This is a genomic window from Enterococcus sp. DIV0008 (genome assembly GCF_050542615.1).
In the GTDB taxonomy this organism is placed as follows: Bacteria; Bacillota; Bacilli; order Lactobacillales; family Enterococcaceae; genus Enterococcus_D; species Enterococcus_D innesii.
In genome coordinates, this window is the sequence record NZ_CP172937.1 from 592,504 (window position 1) to 610,158 (window position 17,655).

Annotated in this window: 17 protein-coding genes; 13 read left to right on the forward strand and 4 right to left on the reverse strand. The window is 39.5% G+C overall.

Annotation, left to right across the window (positions count from 1 at the left end; genetic code table 11):
• The first annotated feature begins 77 nt into the window (after window positions 1-77).
• Window positions 78-395, forward strand: coding sequence for a hypothetical protein (locus IGI84_RS02755; RefSeq protein ID WP_077453670.1), 318 nt, complete (start codon window positions 78-80; stop codon window positions 393-395).
• 59 nt (window positions 396-454) lie between these two features.
• On the forward strand, window positions 455-997 hold the full coding sequence (locus IGI84_RS02760; RefSeq protein ID WP_430600707.1) for a DUF3267 domain-containing protein: 543 nt from the start codon (window positions 455-457) through the stop codon (window positions 995-997).
• 283 nt (window positions 998-1,280) lie between these two features.
• Here IGI84_RS02760 and IGI84_RS02765 read toward each other — a convergent pair whose 3' ends face one another.
• Window positions 1,281-1,700 carry a DUF2000 domain-containing protein gene (locus tag IGI84_RS02765; protein WP_077453668.1) on the reverse strand — a complete coding sequence of 140 codons (420 nt, stop codon included), beginning with the start codon at window positions 1,698-1,700 and terminating at the stop codon, window positions 1,281-1,283.
• A complete protein-coding gene (locus IGI84_RS02770) occupies window positions 1,693-2,526 on the reverse strand; it encodes a helix-turn-helix domain-containing protein (protein WP_077453667.1) in 834 nt (277 codons plus the stop codon). Before IGI84_RS02770 ends, IGI84_RS02765 begins: the two co-directional genes overlap by 8 nt.
• A 368-nt stretch (window positions 2,527-2,894) precedes the next feature.
• On the opposite strand from IGI84_RS02770, the gene IGI84_RS02775 reads away from it, so the two are divergent.
• Window positions 2,895-2,999, forward strand: coding sequence for a putative holin-like toxin (locus IGI84_RS02775; RefSeq protein WP_420682082.1), 105 nt, complete (start codon window positions 2,895-2,897; stop codon window positions 2,997-2,999).
• A 504-nt stretch (window positions 3,000-3,503) separates the two neighbouring features.
• On the opposite strand, the gene IGI84_RS02780 is transcribed toward IGI84_RS02775, so the two are convergent.
• On the reverse strand, window positions 3,504-4,943 hold the full coding sequence (locus tag IGI84_RS02780) for a glycoside hydrolase family 1 protein (protein ID WP_200126130.1): 1,440 nt from the start codon (window positions 4,941-4,943) through the stop codon (window positions 3,504-3,506).
• 167 nt (window positions 4,944-5,110) lie between these two features.
• On the opposite strand from IGI84_RS02780, the gene IGI84_RS02785 reads away from it, so the two are divergent.
• Window positions 5,111-5,824, forward strand: coding sequence for a GntR family transcriptional regulator (locus tag IGI84_RS02785; protein WP_016611336.1), 714 nt, complete (start codon window positions 5,111-5,113; stop codon window positions 5,822-5,824).
• Window positions 5,825-5,969: 145 nt separating this feature from the next.
• Window positions 5,970-7,298 carry a PTS sugar transporter subunit IIC gene (locus tag IGI84_RS02790; RefSeq protein ID WP_005227522.1) on the forward strand — a complete coding sequence of 443 codons (1,329 nt, stop codon included), beginning with the start codon at window positions 5,970-5,972 and terminating at the stop codon, window positions 7,296-7,298.
• A 205-nt stretch (window positions 7,299-7,503) separates the two neighbouring features.
• Here IGI84_RS02790 and IGI84_RS02795 read toward each other — a convergent pair whose 3' ends face one another.
• Window positions 7,504-8,256, reverse strand: coding sequence for a MurR/RpiR family transcriptional regulator (locus tag IGI84_RS02795; protein WP_430600709.1), 753 nt, complete (start codon window positions 8,254-8,256; stop codon window positions 7,504-7,506).
• Window positions 8,257-8,390: 134 nt separating this feature from the next.
• Between IGI84_RS02795 and IGI84_RS02800 the strand changes: the two genes are divergently transcribed.
• The 8 genes from IGI84_RS02800 (at window position 8,391) to IGI84_RS02835 (ending at window position 17,628) form a co-directional block, all read left to right on the forward strand.
• Window positions 8,391-9,716, forward strand: a complete 1,326-nt coding sequence (locus IGI84_RS02800) for a 6-phospho-beta-glucosidase (RefSeq protein WP_244351225.1) — start codon at window positions 8,391-8,393, stop codon at window positions 9,714-9,716.
• Window positions 9,717-9,718: 2 nt separating this feature from the next.
• Window positions 9,719-10,444, forward strand: a complete 726-nt coding sequence (locus IGI84_RS02805; RefSeq protein WP_139960420.1) for a glucosamine-6-phosphate deaminase — start codon at window positions 9,719-9,721, stop codon at window positions 10,442-10,444.
• Window positions 10,445-10,458: 14 nt separating this feature from the next.
• Window positions 10,459-11,721 carry a PTS sugar transporter subunit IIC gene (locus tag IGI84_RS02810; RefSeq protein WP_142424087.1) on the forward strand — a complete coding sequence of 421 codons (1,263 nt, stop codon included), beginning with the start codon at window positions 10,459-10,461 and terminating at the stop codon, window positions 11,719-11,721.
• A gap of 362 nt (window positions 11,722-12,083) precedes the next feature.
• Window positions 12,084-14,123: a BglG family transcription antiterminator gene (locus IGI84_RS02815; protein ID WP_430600711.1), complete on the forward strand. Its 2,040-nt coding sequence runs from the start codon at window positions 12,084-12,086 to the stop codon at window positions 14,121-14,123.
• A complete protein-coding gene (locus IGI84_RS02820) occupies window positions 14,120-14,401 on the forward strand; it encodes a PTS sugar transporter subunit IIB (protein ID WP_005227537.1) in 282 nt (93 codons plus the stop codon). The genes IGI84_RS02815 and IGI84_RS02820 overlap by 4 nt, the downstream gene beginning before the upstream one ends.
• A gap of 16 nt (window positions 14,402-14,417) precedes the next feature.
• Entirely contained in the window at window positions 14,418-15,782 is a 1,365-nt protein-coding gene (locus IGI84_RS02825; protein ID WP_430600712.1) for a PTS ascorbate transporter subunit IIC, read from the forward strand.
• 22 nt (window positions 15,783-15,804) lie between these two features.
• The gene (locus IGI84_RS02830; RefSeq protein ID WP_420682089.1) at window positions 15,805-16,662 is read left to right on the forward strand and encodes a transketolase; all 858 of its coding nucleotides are present in this window, start codon (window positions 15,805-15,807) and stop codon (window positions 16,660-16,662) included.
• A gap of 3 nt (window positions 16,663-16,665) precedes the next feature.
• On the forward strand, window positions 16,666-17,628 hold the full coding sequence (locus IGI84_RS02835) for a transketolase family protein (protein ID WP_142973924.1): 963 nt from the start codon (window positions 16,666-16,668) through the stop codon (window positions 17,626-17,628).
• Window positions 17,629-17,655 lie beyond the last annotated feature (27 nt).

Sequence of the window (17,655 nt, forward strand, 5' to 3'; positions counted from 1 at the left end):
TAATGGTATATTTATTTGATAAGTAAATAAAATTATTTTGTGATGTGTGTAACGATGACTACTAAGGAGACTTCCCTATGAAACCAATTCGGCGAACACTGTACCAAAGTGCTTTGTACGTAGCTATTCCTTTGATCGCGAGTCTGCTGATTGGTTACCTAGCCAAATGCTCACTCCTGATTCCAGCATCCATTATTTATGGCGTTCTTTTGGTGTTTATGATCCCTTCCGACAGCTTTTTATCAAGCAGCGTGGACTACCAAACGAAAAGCATGAATCCAAGTTTTCGTCCTCCACCACTAAAGAGAAGAATTGAAGGTGCGCCAGAAACGATCAATTTCCTATTCGTTTTAACGGCACTGGTTTTGTGTTTGCTGCTCTTGTTGGCTGGGTAAAGGGAATTCAAAGAAATCATGTACTAAGAAAAATGTCGAAAATAAAAAGGAGAACAGCGATGAAATTACTCAAACAAATCAATTTGATGGATGATCAAAAAACAATAAAGAGATTGAATCTCGCAGCAATCCCTGCCTTGATTTTTTTCTATGTCTTTTTTACATTTTTAACAGTAGCTGGTCACGGAGCAACTAATGAACCCCCTTTTTTCATCGGACTTTTGATCTTAATGGGTACGTATATTGTTCTCATCATCCTTCATGAATTGATCCACGGTGCCTTCTTCAAGCTTTTTGACCCCAAAGGGAAGGTAAAGTTTGGGTTCAAAAATGGAGTAGCATATGCCACGAGTCCCCATTCCTTTTATTCAAAAGGAAAATTTGCCATCATTTTATTGGCGCCATTCATTGGCATTTCTGTGGGGATTTTTCTTTTTTACTTTTTTGGTTGGTTGACCGTGTCTCTTTTTACTTGGATCGCTTCCGTTCATGCCGCTAGTTGCGTGGGAGACTTTTACTTTCTTTATCTTATTGCTAAAGCACCAGCGAACACTTGTGTGGAAGATACTGAAGTGGGGTTGAATATTTATCACAAAGAATAAGATGTTTTTCAGTGGCTACTCGTAAGAATAGAAAACGAAGGAAAATAGGTCTAGAATATTTAGTGTTGGTGGAAAATCTAGGGATTTTCTACTAACATTTTTTTTGTAAAAAAAGAGATAGCCTAACCGGTAGAATTTAGTCGACGAAATTCCACCGGTTAGGCTATCTCCATGGATTATTGTAAATGAAAATTGTTAGGCTATCAGATGAACAGTGTTTTTGTGAAGAAGAACTGTCAGAAACAAAAGGAAATTTTAGACGGCTGCCTTTTCACTAGCGATTTCACCGATACAACGGCAAACTCCCAGCAACTTTATTAATAAGCTTTTTCTTGCCTTTTAGACAAATACCAAAATAAGCCAGTTTTTCTGGAGCAATCGACTCGAGGGTTTGGCGGTATTGCTCATAGGAATTAGTAATTTGGGCGACATCGGAAAAGTCAATAATAGTGACATCTTGGTCTGACTGTTGGCTAATCGATTCGCGAATGGTCTGCAATTGTTCTTTGTTTGTTTTCAAGATAGGAATCGGAAAATTGACGATCCCTAAATGTTTGTTACCAGTCGAATCATAGATGTCTTCTCCGATTCCTTCTGGATACAGTTTTCCCAAAGTAACACCTAAGATCGCCGCAGTGTTCGCGACTAATCCAATCGGTAATTGTTCATCGATAATCATGACGCATTTTTCTTGGTTATTCATTCATATTCACTCCATCTTCTTGATAAATTGTTTGGTAAGCTTTTGGGGTGACGCCAATCAAGCTTTTAAAGATACGGGTAAAATGGCTTTGATCGCTAAAACCGGTCAGAAAAGCGACTTCTGCAATCGCCTCTTGAGCTTCCAGTTTTTTCTTGGCAGCACTGATGCGCACAGTACTTAAATATTGAAACGGAGACAGGCCATACGCTTTCGTGAACTGCCGAATCAAGACATACTGATTCATTCCAAGAACGTCACTTAATTCACTCAGTGATAATTTTTCGGCATAGTGCTGATCAATATAGGCTTTCGCTACAGCAGCTTTATTTGTAGTCGTCTCTGTCTGTTTTTGGGTGAAATCCGCATACTGAACAAGCAGGTCGTGAAGGAGACAAGTAAAGCGTTCTTGTTTCTCAAATTCATCGCCCTGATCTGACAGCAATAGTTGGTGCACCGCATGGAATTCCTCTTTTTCTTTTACTTGACGAATGACTGGTTCAGGAAAGTGGGGTGTCAATCGAGTGTTGAAAATTTTTTGCACCTGCGCCGTCATATTCTCTGGTGTTAAGTGGATGTTGCGGTAAACCAGTTTCTCTTCCGTGAGTTGCTGGCAGCTATGGGCAGCTTTTGGTGGAATCAAAATCAAATCGCCCGCTTCAACAATATAGCAAGTATTCTGACAGGTGAATTTGCGCGTGCCAGCTTCCATCAAGCCAATCACGTAATATTCATGCCAATGGTTAGGAAACTCTTGCTGGATACCGTTAAACAATAAGGCCTCTACACCAAGGGTGCTATCTTGAATAATTTGTCGTTCGTTTCTCATCTGAAACCTCCTTTTTGTAACTATAACAAAAGTGTTTTTTGGCGAATAGAACGATATTGACTTTTTGACTATTTTTTTGATGGAAGACACTTGATTGGGACTGAGAAAAACGGCTGGAGGAGGTCGGGAATGAGCGGATCAGGCTTGAAGAGAGAACAGCGATATATTTTGACGATTCTATGGAATGAATCAAAGCAAATGAACCATGCGCCGTGAAAAAAATAATGATAAATCCTTGGCATTTGGAAGTTTCTTTGATGGAAGTATGGTACCATTTGACTGCAGTAAAGTTTGTGACGGTGGCTATCTTTGAAAGGTGGTGGTGCTTATGAATGTAAGTACTAACTCTTCAGAAAGGAGAAGCCTTTTTGTCCGCAGCGGAAGCAATCGGGCTAATGATCAGTTTTGGTACATTTACCGCCATGCTGATCTTTGGTATCCTAGCCGCAGTGAAAAATGACAAAAAAAAATAACCGTCGACTTTAACAGGGAAACGGTTATCTTCTAAGTTTAAAAACCTGTCGCCGTCTTAAATGGCGCTGCAGGGGAGTTGTGGCAACAACTCCTCTTTACATAGTTAGTATAGCAAGAAGAGAGTGATTTTTCAACTTTTAACAAGGATATTCTCAAACAAAATCGACAAGCGACATAGGAAAAACCTTATTCTCAATTGGAATAAGGTGTTCGATGTAGTCATTTTTGAAAAGTGTTCGAACATCTAAAAACGAATGCAATGTTTAAAGAAAAGGGAAGCATTATTATCGAAACTAGCGGCTAATAAGTTCCAGATAAATTCTGGTACATTTATTGCCGTGCTGCTCTTTCGTATCCTAGCCACAGTGAAAAATAACAAAAAAATAACCGTCGACTTTAGCAAGGAAACGGTTATTTTTTTACTAATAAAACCCTGTCGCCTTCTTAAAAGGTGCTAGAGAGGAGTTGTGGCAACAGGTTTCTTCTATACAGATCACTATCGATCATATTCGTGAATGCTGATCTACCAATCGCTCGAGATCGTAGGAAAAACCGTTTTGCTTACTTAGTTCCTTGTAAAACAAGCCACTTTTCTTTATTGTACGTTTCTGTGTGGCTAAATCTAAAGAAACTAAGCCGTAGCGGTTTTTATATGCATTGATCCATGACCAACAATCAATGAATGTCCATAGATGATACCCTTTTATATTACAGCCATCTTGAATTGCTTTCCATAAATAGGCGAGATGATCTTGGATAAATTCAATGCGATAGTCATCAATCACCTGTCCATTTTCATCCATGAACCGTTCTTCATTAGCAACACCCATACCGTTTTCTGAGATAAAGGATTCAATATTTCCATAGTTATTTTTGATGTCCATACATAAATCATAAATTCCTTTTTCATAGATTTCCCATCCACGATATTCATTCATTCGACGACCAGGCATAATATGCGGTTCAAAGAACCATTCTGGTAAGAATGGACTTTCTAAATTAACGGCAGAAGTTCTTGCTTTGACACGGCGTGGTTCATAGTAGTTTAGACCAAGTATCTGCGCGGTATTCTCTTCAATAATTTTTAGGTCTGTGTCATTGAAATCAACGGGTAATTGGTCATATTCCTCCAGCAAAGAGACTAGTTTTTCTGGAAATACTCCTTTGACCATGGGATCTAAGAAACTACGAGTATAAAAAAGATCCGCAATTTCTGCTGCTTTTTTATCTGCTGAATTTTGGCTTCTTGGGAAAGTCGGACTCAAATTGAGAATTACTCCGATTTTGCTAGATAGCTGGTATTTTTTAAAAGTTTGAATGGCTTTTGCATGGGCTAATATGGTAAAGAACGCTGCTTGAGCACCACGTTTAAAATCAATGAGATTTGGATAGTGAAAATCTTCTAAATAAGAGCCCAAGATTGGCCCCAAAGGTTCGTTAAAGGTGAACCAATGATAAACTAAGTCGCCAAACGCTAGAAAACAGGTATCAGCAAAATTTACATAAGCTTCAACAACTTCACGTGATTCCCATCCCCCTTTATCTTGTAATTTTGCTGGCATGTCAAAATGATAGAGATTCGCAAAAACTTTGATATTATTATTTTTCATTTCGGTAAAAAGATCTCGATAATAGGCTATCGCTTTCTCGTTCGCTTTACCAACCCCATCATTTGGAAACATTCGTGCCCATGAGATAGACACCCGAAATGAATTGTGCCCGGTTTGTTTCATCAATTGAATATCTTCGTGGTAACGATGGATATGGTCTGTCGTAATACTAGGTCCAATTCGTTTATAAAAACGATGAGGTTCTTCGTGAAACCACCGATCCCATACGGTCTCTGCTTTTCCTGTTTCTCCACGCCCTTCAGATTGTTCTGCTGACCAAGCGGATCCCCACCAAAAGTCATCTGGAAATGTTAACTGAGTATGTATTGACATTATCGTTTCCTCCTGTTCGTTTTTAACAGTGTAACATTGCTTTTGATATAAATAAATACTTTTTATTAAAAATATATATCTTTTTATGGTGGGTATGGTTTTAGCTGTAAAAAGACAATTTTTATGTTAAAGTATAAGTAATAGAGATGAGTATGAGGGAGTAAGTTATGAAGAAACAGCCAAAATATATGGAGGTTTATACGGAGGTAAAGAAAAAAATTGCCAATGGAACCTATCAAATCGGTGAAAAATTACCTACGGGCGATGAACTTGCGCATGAGTATCAAACAAGTAAGCTCACTGTGAAGAAAGGTATTGATATGCTAGTATCAGAGGGAGTTTTACGAACACGTAGTGGATTTGGAACGGAAGTTCTACGCAGACCAATTGATAATTCGAAAGTGTTTGGACCAAATGAAGGTCTTTTTGATTTAGTAGGGGAAGAACATGTGACTTCTGAAATCCATACGTTCTCAATTGAGTTGCCATCGAATGAAGTGGCAGAAATTTTAGAAATAAATCAAAAAGAGTATGTCTATAATATTATTAGAAGTCGTTTTATTGATGAACAGCCTTATTCTATTGAGCAAACGTTTATGCCACTTTCTGTTATACCGGGGTTAGAACCAAAGCATTTGAAACGTTCTGTATATGGCTACATTACAAATGAGCTTGGTCTAGAGATTAAATCTTCCCATATTTGGATCAAAGGGGATGTGGCAAATGATTTCGATGCGGAAATTCTTTCTGTAAAACCAGGCGAGTTTATGATAGAGGTAGACAAAGTGGTGTCATTGTCTTCTGGTATACCGTTTGAATATTCTCTTTCGAGACATTTATACAAAGATTTTATTTTTGAAGCAGTTTTTGTTGAGAAGTGAAGACTAACGAATTTCGTTGGTCTTTTTTTGACTTTCAAAAAAAGATATATAATTTTAAATAAAGATATTTACTTTTTAGAAGAGCTGGTGTATGATCATCCCATAAGCAATCGCTTACAACTAAAGAAGGAGACTGATTGGAATTATGAGTAAAAAAGATGCTATTTTTGAAAAGTTCGGAATAATAGCCACAAGGTTAGGGAACCAGATTCATCTTCGAACACTAAGGGATGCTTTCGCCACTTTTATGCCTTTTATGATGTTGGCGGGATTTGTTACATTGATCAACTATGTTATTTTAGAGCCAACAGGATTTATGGGAAATATTATTGATCCAGCAACATTAACGACGATTCAAGAGATCGGGACTTCCATCAGTAATGGAACGCTAAGTATAACGACACTATTAGTTGTTGCGGCAGTTTCTTATCATATGTGTGTTAGCAGAAATTATACAAATCATATTGCTGCTGTTCTAGTCGCTATTTCAACGTTTATTGTTCTCACCCCTATGATGACGATGTTTACACCAGAAGGAAGTCAAGAAGCGCTGGAAGTAGGTGGGGTTATTCCTGTCACTCATACTGGTGCATCAGGAATGTTCGTTGGAATTTTTGTGGGCTTAGCTGCTACGGAACTCTTTATTAAGTTATCTAATAATAAAAAGTTACAAATTCAATTGTCAGGAAATATCCCTCCAGCTGTGTTGAAGTCTTTTAACGTCCTTATTCCAATCATGATTACTGTGACTACCTTCGCAATTGGTTCATTTGCTGTCAATCAATTATTCAATATGGATGTTAATTCGTTGATTACTACTCTAATCACTGGGCCTTTAAGTAGGGTAACGACAGGTTTACCAGGGTTCCTCTTAATTACCTCAATTGCAAATCTCTTTTTTGGGTTTGGAATTCATCAAGCAGTGATATCAGGTTCACTTCTCGATCCGTTCTTGATTCAAAATATGCAAGAGAATATGGCTGCTTATGCGAATAGAGAAGATATTCCACATATCATAAACATGGCATTTAAAGATACGTTTGCTGTTATGGGAGGATCAGGAAATACTATTGCTTTGCTAATTGCTATTTTTATCTTTAGTCGTCGTAAAGATTACAAAGACTTTGCAAAATTATCCGTAACTCCAGCACTTTTTAATATCAGTGAACCAATCATTTTTGGTTTACCAATTGTTTTCAATATTAGTTTGATTATTCCATTTGTATTGGCGCCGATTTTTTCCCTAACAGTTGCATATTTTGCGACAGCTGTTGGTTTGATCAATCATGTAGTCGTGCAGATACCTTGGACCACTCCTCCCGTCATATCTGGATTTTTAGCAACTGGTGGCGATTGGCGAGCATCAGTCTTACAAATTGCGATCATTGCTGTGAGTGTTTTTATCTACTTACCATTTTTACGTATCGATGAAAAAGTTACCTCAACAATAGGAAATGAAGAGGCAAATGATTGAGAAGAGGAAACTTCACAAGATTTTTTGAAGTCGTCTCAAACCAAAGGTAAGTGAAACAAATAAACTGAACAAATCTATATAACAAAAAGAGACCACATAGATGTATGTGAGTCTCTTTTTTTGTGGAAATATCGGTCGGTGAACTTGTGTTTAGACGGAAAGAATTACCTGAAGAATTTATTAGCAAGAATTTTTTTATACAAATCTATTGAGTTTCCATTCTATTTCTCACGGTTTTGGCTAACTTTTCAATAATATACATTGCCGGTATCTGGGTTGTAATATCAGCTTCATTAATTTTTTCTAGCGAAATATTATAGGTTATTGAAATATCAGCTAATTTAGAAAGTGTTGAATTAGAGCTACTGGTAATTCCTATTACTGAGCTTTCTGATAGAATCAAATGATTTAAATATTGAATGATTTCTGTGGTCTCGCCGGAAACGGATAAAGCGACGATACACATTTTTTTTGCTAACTCAGTGGATAGGTAATTAATAGGATAATTACTAGGATCTTCAATGCGAATCGCCATGTTAAATAGTGACGAGAAATAAAGAGAACCATATTCAGCAACAACATTTGAGGAGCCTACGCCAATAAAAATAATCAGCTCTTTTTCCATCAATAAGTGAACTGCCTCATCAAATTTATCTTCAAAGAATTTGTCTTGTGTTCGTGCTAAAAAATTCAAGAGTTCACTCTCAAAATCAAGTGTTTTTACCTCTTTTTCTTCTTTAAGAGATTCGAGATACGCACTAAGGTAAATTTTAAATTCAGAAAAACCGGTACAGCGAAATTTTTTACAAAAGCGTAATACGCTGGCAGTACTCGTATGACTTTTCTCAGCTAATTCTCGAATACTCATGGAAGCAACTGCATTTACCTCTGAAATAATTGCTTTATATACCTCAATATCCGTTTCATTTAAGTCTGGTTGATAGTCAAGAAACAACATAGTAATCCCCTCCTGTTACAAATTGTAACCGGTGTCAATCGTCTGTTTTTGTAACCGTTTACTTAAAAGCGGTATTTAAGGGGATAAAAATAATCTATACTGACCATGTAGTTAAGTTAAAGGAGTGTTTCAGGATGAATAAAGGAATAAAAATTGCAACAATTGGCGGTGGATCAAGTTATACACCAGAATTGATAGAAGGATTTATTAAACGATATGCTGAATTACCGATTTCAGAATTATGGCTTGTGGATATTGAACAAGGAAGAGAGAAATTAGAAATAGTTGGGGAACTTGCTAAACGTATGGTAAAAAAAGCGAACCTTCCAATGAAAATTTATATGACTCTTGATCGTGAAGCGGCATTAAAGGATGCGGACTTCGTTACGACGCAATTTCGTGTAGGTCTTTTGGAAGCGCGAGCGAAAGACGAGAGAATTCCTTTAACATATGACACGATTGGACAAGAAACGAATGGTCCAGGAGGGCTTTTTAAAGGATTACGCACGATTCCTGTTATCTTAGAAATAGTGAAAGACATGGAGCGCCTTTGCCCAGAAGCATGGCTGATCAACTTCACTAATCCAGCTGGCATGGTGACAGAAGCTGTCTTACGCCATAGCAATATGCGTAGAGTAGTAGGTTTGTGTAATGGACCAATTGGAATAGAACGTGGCATTGCAGAAACATTAAAAGTACCCAAAGAAGAATTATATGTTGAATTTACTGGGCTAAATCATATGGTTTTTGCGAAAAAGATTTATCATAAAGGGATTGATGTGACCCAAAAAGTACTTACATTGATGACGCAAGATACTGGCGATGCAGTTGGTCTGAAAAACATTGCTGATTTAGAATGGGAACCAAATTTTTTCCGAACACTTGGCATGATTCCCATCGGCTATTTAAGGTATTACTATCAAACAGCTACTATGTTGTCTGAGCAAAAACGATCAGCAGAGAAAGAAGGAACTCGTGCAGAAGTTGTGCAGAAAATCGAACATGAGTTGTTTGAACTTTATAAAGATGAACATCTAGCAATCAAACCACCTCAATTGTCAGAACGTGGGGGCGCTTATTATAGTGAAGCAGCATGTAATTTAATTAATTCCATCTATAATGACAAACGTGATATTCAAACGGTCAATACAAGAAATAATGGTGCCATCAGTGATATCGATTGTGATTCAGCGGTTGAAGTAAATTGTTTGATTACAAAACAAGGACCGATCCCTTTGACTACAGGTGAATTACCTATTCCTATCAAAGGACTAGTTCAACAAATTAAGTCTTTTGAACGTATAGCGGCCCAAGCAGCTGTTACGGGAGACTATAACACTGCTTTATTGGCGATGACGATCAATCCCTTAGTTACAAGTGATAGGACAGCAAAGCAACTACTTGATGAAATGCTTTTAGCACACAAAGAATATCTGCCGAATTTTTTTAAAGGAGAATGACAATGAAAGTAAAATACTATGTTGAGGCAAATTACCAAGAAGTCAGTAAGATCTGTGCAAAACTCATTTTAGATGTCTTAAAAGAAAAGCCAAATGGGTTATATTGCTTTGCAGGTGGTGATACACCCGTAGGAACGCTTAACATCATTGCAGAAGCAGCAATCAACAAAGAAATAGATTTATCCCAGGCAAAGTTTATTGAACTAGATGAATGGGTTGGAATCGATCCGAAAAATGAAGGCAGTTGTCTATCCTATTTAAAAAGAAACTTATTCAATCGGGTTCCTATTGACCTAAAGCAACTTCACACATTTGATCCTTTAGCCGATGATTTAAATGAGGAATGCAAAAAAGCTGATAAATTTATCGAGGAGAATGGAGGATTAACACTGAGTTTGCTTGGGGTTGGAGTAAATGGGCACTTAGGTTTTAATGAGCCTGGTTCGTCCTTCGAAGATAAAGCTCATATAGTGAACTTAGACGAATCAACCCAAAGTGTTGGGAAAAAATATTTTTCAGATGAGAAAGTTGATCGTACGAAAGGAATTACGTTAGGTATAGGACAATTATTACAATCTGGAACAATGATCGTACAAGCTAGTGGAGCAAAAAAGAAATCTGCGATACAACAATTTCTATGCGGTACGATTACAAAAGAGTGTCCAGTTACTTCTCTATGGTTGCACAAAGATCCTGTATTGGTGGTTGATAAGGAAGTCGTGAACTAAAAGGAGGAAAAAAGATGCAGGTCATTGAGAACAAGGTATTGCCTATATTGCTGAAAATAGGCAATAGTAAACACTTAGTTGCTATAAGAAATGGGATTTCCATGACGATTCCTTTTACTATTGTTGGAAGTATCTTCCTAATCATTGGTAACTTTCCAATACAGTCATGGATGGATTTTGTGTCAAATTGGGGGCCGCAGTTGAATGCACCAGTCAATGTTACGTTCGGAATCCTTGGATTGATATCTGCCATTGGTATAGGCTATCATTTAGGAAAAGAGTTTGGTGTTGATGCTATTTCTAATTCGATGCTCACAACTATCGGCTTTCTTCTAGCAACATTAAACGATGACTGGACGATAAATTTGGCTAATTTTGGTGCTAGTGGTATGTTTACCGCGATCATTGTTGGGGTCTTTGTTACTCATGCTTTTAAATGGTTTGTCACTCACAATATTGTAATAAAAATGCCAGAGGGTGTGCCGCCCACTGTAGCAACCTCTTTTGCAACGTTAATCCCAGGGGCATTTATTCTGACCGTTATATGGATCGTCAGAACTTTATTAGGAGTTGATATCAATGAAATCATTACTATTGTTTTCCAACCTTTAATGCAAGGGATGGGAACACTCCCAGGCATGCTGTTATACACACTTCTCGTTTGTTTGCTATGGATATGTGGAATCCACGGAGACAATGTTTTGTCTGGAATTGCGACCCCTGTTTTCCTAAGTTATCTTGCTGATAATACGGCAGCTTTTCAAAGTGGTGCAGAAGTACCTCATGTTTTTGCCGATGGATTTTGGATTGTCTTTATGTGTTTAGGCGGAACTGGAGCAACACTCGGTCTAGTGTTAAATATGCTCCACTCCAGAAGTAAGATGTATAAGTCGATTGGACGATTATCTTTGCCGTCAGCTATTTTTTGTATCAATGAACCGGTTATTTTTGGTTTGCCTATTGTGATGAATCCTGTAATGCTTATTCCGTTTATAGCAACGCCTATGGTCCTATGTATCGGTACGTATATCTTAATGAATATTGGTATAGTAGGACCGATTGTTATTCAAGTTCCATGGACTATTCCTCCTATTATTGGTCCTTATTTAGCTACTAATGGTAGTATTGGAGCAGCCGTTTGGTCTTTTGTATCGATTTTCATTTCATATTTTATTTATATGCCATTTTTCAAAATATTGGAAAAGCAGCAAGTGAAAAATGAAACCGCAGAGGTGCAAGAAACGGAAACAACGATTCCTGTGAGTATAAGTGAGTAGATAGAGAAGCCTATTTTCCATCATTCATTAAGATAAGTATTTTTAGGTATTAGAAAATAACTTTAAAAAAGTATATTGGAAAAAAGACGATTGTCCTTCATGATTCTGATAGTTTCAATAATAAAACAACAAATAGCATCATTATCTAAGCGAATCAGTAAATGATTCGCTTTTTTTAATGTTGTATTTTTTATCATTTGCTTTTATCAATAAAACCTTCTCGAATACTTTATTGGATGTTATGGTAATCCTTGAAATCTCTTCTTCGGTCCATCGTTTTAAAAAAACGGAGTTTCAGTTGTACCGAGAAATGATGGCGATTTCATTTTGTGCAAGCTATAGTTTAGGTGGGGGTAGCAAATATGATTCATTTCAAATTGACGTATCTGTTTTCAGAACCAAATATTGAGGCGTTTCTTCAGTTGACGAAGTGGAGGGATGAGGAATTTCTGGCGGAGATTGCCAAGATCAATCAAATCACTGAACAGCGGTTGAATCAACGAATCACGATGCATGAGGGAGAAGTTTTGATTCCTTCGCTGATTCAACGAAAATGGCCGGAAATTCTTTTCGATGTCCAGAAGAACACCTTGTTTTTTTCGGAAGAAGAGCGGCGGTCCATGATTTATCTTCTGACTTTTTCAGCAGTGAAAGACTTATCCGTCTACCAGTTTCAAGAGCTGTTCTATGTCAGTAAAAATACGATTTTGAAGGATGTAAAGGGGATCAGAGAGGAACTTGCAGCTTTCAAGATTCAACTATTGTACTCTCGAAAATATGGCTTTTATCTAGAGGGAGAGGAATATCAGATTCGCGCTCTTGCTTTTCGAAAAGTCAGTGCGTTATCCAATACGAAAAATGGGAATTTGCTTTTATTTGAGGGAATCTATGAGCAGAATAAAACGATATATATTCAAATAAGAGATCGTTTGTCCGCAACATTGACTGCCTTCAATCTAGTGATCGTACCGAGCCGCTTCGAAGAAATGCTTTATTTTCTTAATTATTTATCCTTTCGGATGGTAGAAACGTCTGTTTCTTTAGCGGAGACAGAAACATCGCTGCTACACTCGCTGCATGTCCATCAAGTTAGTCAGCAGTTTTTAGCAGAATTTCCTGCCATCAAAGATCGGAAAACAGAAGAACTTTATGTAACGATCCTGTTGAAAACGATTCTGCAAGGAGATATCGAAGATACTTCATTAGAGTTTTTATTGGAATGTGCCAGTAAGATCATTCATGAAATGGAACGGCTGGCAGCTATCGAGTTTGTGGACTATCGCACCCTTTTGATGAACACATTCTATCATCTTGTCCCGGCGTATTTTCGAATCCGCTACGGTTTTCCACTGGAGAATGTACTGATTGAAGAAATCAAGCTGCAATACAATGAGTTGTTTGAACTGACGAGACGAGCACTGGGTTCCTTAGAAGACCTAGTCGGTACGATCCCTGATGAAGAAATCGGTTATTTTACGATTTTGTTTGGTGGAGAAATCAGTAAACAAAAGGCCAAACGCGATTACTTCCAATTGAATGCATTAGTCGTCTGCCCAAGTGGCATCAGTTCATCCTTGATTTTGGAATCAGAATTAAAGGAACTGTTTCCCCAGATCCATTTTATGCCGGCTCGTTCGATCGAAGAGTATGAAAATGTTCGCTTCAATGAAGAGATTGATCTGATTTTTTCTAGTGCCCCGATCAAAACCAAACGACCCTGTTATGTGATCAATCCGATTATGACGCCCATTGAGAAGGATGAACTGGTTAGAAACGTACAAGCGGCATTCTTTCCTTCAAAAACTGGCTTGCATTCTATTGACGATGTTTTAGAAGTGATTTTGCCCTATGTTGATTTAAAAGCAGGCATCAGTAAGCAAAAGCTGAGAAAAATTTTGCAAAGAAAAATCAATCGAGAATTGAATAGAAGGGAAGACCAACGTCCGATGTTATCAGATTTATTAACAGCAGAAACCATCCAATTTACCGAGGTGCCGCTGACTTGGCAGGAAGCCATTCGAGAAGCTGCTGCGCCATTAAAAAAGACCAATAAAATTGAGGAACAGTATATAACCGCCATGATCAATAAAGTGGTGGATCACGGTCCTTTTATCCATATTGGAAAAGGCATCGCTTTGCCCCATGCGCGCCCAGAAGATGGGGTCAATGCGATCGGGATGTCGTTATTAAGAGTCAAAGAACCAGTGCTTTTGAATAATGATCCGCAACACCCTATTCACGTGTTTATATGTTTGGCGGCGGTTGACAATGAGCTCCATCTAAAAGCGCTAGCGAGTTTAACCAAAATTTTGTCGAATAGTGAAAAACTAACTGCGTTACTTTCCGCAACCAATGCGGATCAAATAATTGAAGTGATCAGAGAAGGAGAAGATGAAAAATGAAATTTGCAGCAGTGTGTGGGTCAGGATTAGGATCAAGTTTTATGGTGGAGATGAATATCAATTCTGTTTTAAATGAATTGGGTGTCTCAGGTGTGGAAGTGTCCCATTATGATTTAGGAAGTGCCGCACCCGATATGGCGGATGTTTTCTTCGTTGGCGGCGATTTAGCCGATAGTGCGCAGCATCTAGGTGAGATCGTGGTGTTAGACAGTATTATCGATCTCGATGAATTGAAGCAAAAGGTTCAAGCCGTTTGTCAGGAAAAAGGATTACTATAAAAAGGAGTAGACAGTCATGAACGAATTTTTAGATATTCTTGTTGATATCGCGAGTACCCCAGCGATCTTAGTTGCGCTGATCGCTGTTTTGGGGAATATGCTGCAGAAAAAAGACATTGCCACGATCGTCAAAGGGGGCATCAAAACATTTGTTGGGTTTCTCGTGGTCACTGCCGGGGCTGGGGTGATCGAAAGCTCTCTGGCGCCATTTGGGGAGATGTTCCAAGCAGCCTTTAACATGCAAGGGGTCGTTCCTAATAACGAAGCGATCGTTGCGCTGGCTTTGACGACTTACGGCACCTATACCGCACTTATTATGTTAGCCGGCATGGCCTTCAATATTTTGATTGCCCGTATCACTCGCTTCAAATACATTTATTTGACTGGACATGCCACATTGTATATGGCTTGCATGATTGCGGTGATTTTGAGCGTTACTGGAATGAATACTTTTAATCTAGTTTTATTTGGCGGCTTAGCGTTAGGGATCTGTAACACGATTTTCCCAGCGATCGCACAACCGTTTACTCGAGAAATTACTAAAAATGATTCCGTCGCATTGGGGCATACGGGGAACTTCGGCTACGCATTGAGCGGGTTGATTGGGAAATACGTCGGCAATAAGGAAAAATCTACCGAAGACATCAATTTTCCGAAAGGCCTGTCTTTCTTGCGGGACTCTATTGTTAGTATCACGATTACGATGGCTGTTGTATACGTGATCGTAGCAATTTTTGCTGGGAGTGAATTTATTACAGAAAATCTTAGCAATGGCACGAACTCGATCATTTATTCGTTGCAGCAAGCCGGTTCGTTTGCCGCTGGTGTCTTTGTGATTTTAGCTGGTGTCCGTCTGATTTTGGCAGAGATTGTACCAGCCTTTAAAGGAATTTCCGAAAAGCTTGTTCCTAATGCGATTCCTGCATTGGATTGCCCGATCGTCTTTCCTTATGCGCCAAATGCTGTTCTGATTGGTTTTCTAACCAGTTTTGTCGGTGGGATCGTTAGTTTGATCATCATGGTCTTCACAGGAACAACCGTTATTATTCCAGGTGTCGTGCCCCATTTCTTCTGTGGCGCAACGGCCGGTGTTTACGGCAATGCAACGGGTGGTGTGCGAGGCGCCGTCATTGGTTCCTTTATTCATGGGATCATTATCAGCTTCATGCCGATCTTGTTGATGCCAGTCATGGGGGATCTTGGGTTCCAAGGCTCAACTTTCTCTGATACCGACTATGGAGTTGCAGGGATCTTCCTAGGAAACTTAGCCAATATGGGCGGTCAAATCGCCATCTTCTCAGGGATAATTGCGGTAGTCGCGGTCTTGATCGGATTGACGATTTTAAAGAAAAACAGCCGAGCAAAATCTGTTTCTGAATAAATAGAGGATGGAGGGATAAATAGTGGCAATCAGTGAACAAGAATACCACGAACTCGAAAGTTTAGCGGCAAAGATTCGTTTAGATACCCTTTGCAGCATCAAGAAAATGGGGCAAGGCCATCTGGGCGGTTCCTTTTCAATTGTTGAACTATTGGCCGTTTTGTACGGCAAACAGCTGCGGATCAATCCACAAGATCCACAGTGGGCGGATCGTGATCGACTCGTTTTATCAAAAGGGCATGCTGGCGCCGCACTGTATAGTGCATTAGCAAATACGGGCTATTTTGATCGGTCGTGGTTATGGACGATCAATGAGGGCGGCACGAGACTGCCTTCCCATCCGGATCGCTGGAAAACGCCAGGGGTTGATGCCACCACAGGTTCACTGGGGCAGGGGACTTCCATGGCTGCTGGGATCGCGACGGGTCTGCGCTTGGCAGGCAAGGACAATTTTGTTTATTTGATCGTCGGGGATGGCGAACTAAATGAAGGACAGTGCTGGGAAGCCTTCCAATACATTGCCCACTTCAAACTGAATCACTGTATCGTCATTATTGATGACAATAAAAAACAGCTAGATGGGCCAACCAAAGACATTCTTGATCCCTTTGACATTCAGCAGAAGATGACTGCTTTTGGCTTTTATACAGAAAAAGTTCCAGGAGCAGACATGCAAGCCATTGATGAGGCAATCGAGCGCTGCAAAGCGATCGAAGACCAAGCGGTTTGCATTGTCTTGGACAGCGTGAAAGGACAAGGCATTCCTTTCTTTGAAGAATTAGATGCCAATCACTCCGTGAAGTTTACCACGGATGAAATCAATCAAGCGGCAGAAGCGGCAATCAAAGAATTGACGATAAAAATCGAAGGAGGACGCTAAGGCATGTTTACATTAAGCAAAACCACTGCTGCTGGTAAAGAGCTGCGAACATGTGTCGTTGACACATTGGTGGAACTCATGGATGAAAATAACCAGCTAGTTGCGTTGGATGCCGACCTTGGCTCTGCCAGTGGCTGGACAACGATTGCCAACAAACATCCCCAACGCTTTGTCAACATGGGGATCGCGGAAGCCAATATGGTTGGCGTTGCGGCTGGCTTGAGTTTAACTGGCTATACACCTTTTATCCACACCTTTGGGCCATTTGCGACGCGTCGGGTATTCGATCAGTTGTTTATTTCTGGCGGCTATGGCGGCAATACGATCAATGTTTACGGTTCTGATCCAGGGTTTGCAGTCGGGCACAACGGCGGCACCCATACGACATGGGAAGATGTGGCTTTGATGCGAATGATTCCCCAGTCGATCGTCTGCGATGCAGCGGATGAAGTCCAAATGGCGTGGATCATAAAAACTTTTAGCCAATTATCAGGCATTCATTACGTACGAGGCAATCGGAAAGCGGTTCCTACGATTTATGAAAAAGGCTCGACCTTTGAACTAGGAAAAGGCAATGTTTTAAGACCAGGCGATGAACTGTTGTTGATTGCCTGCGGCCAATTGGTTTCTGAAACACTGCAAGTGGCAGAAGAATTAGCAGAAGTAGGAATCAGCTGTGAAGTGATCGATATGTTTACCATCAAACCGATCGATAAAGAAATGATCATCCGTGAAGTTCAGGGGAAACGGCAAGTCATCACCATCGAAAATCATTCTATCACCGGTGGACTAGGGAGTGCCGTCGCCGAAGTGCTTGCTGAAACTGGCAGTACTGTCCCTTTAAAGCGCATTGGTGTCAATGAACGATTTGGCCAAGTCGGCACACCCGACTTCCTGCAAAAAGAATATGGCTTAGATGCTGCTTCAATCAAGCAGCAAATCGTCGAGGGGAAGGTCAAGGGATAGAAAAAGGAAGCATCAACGAATCAATGG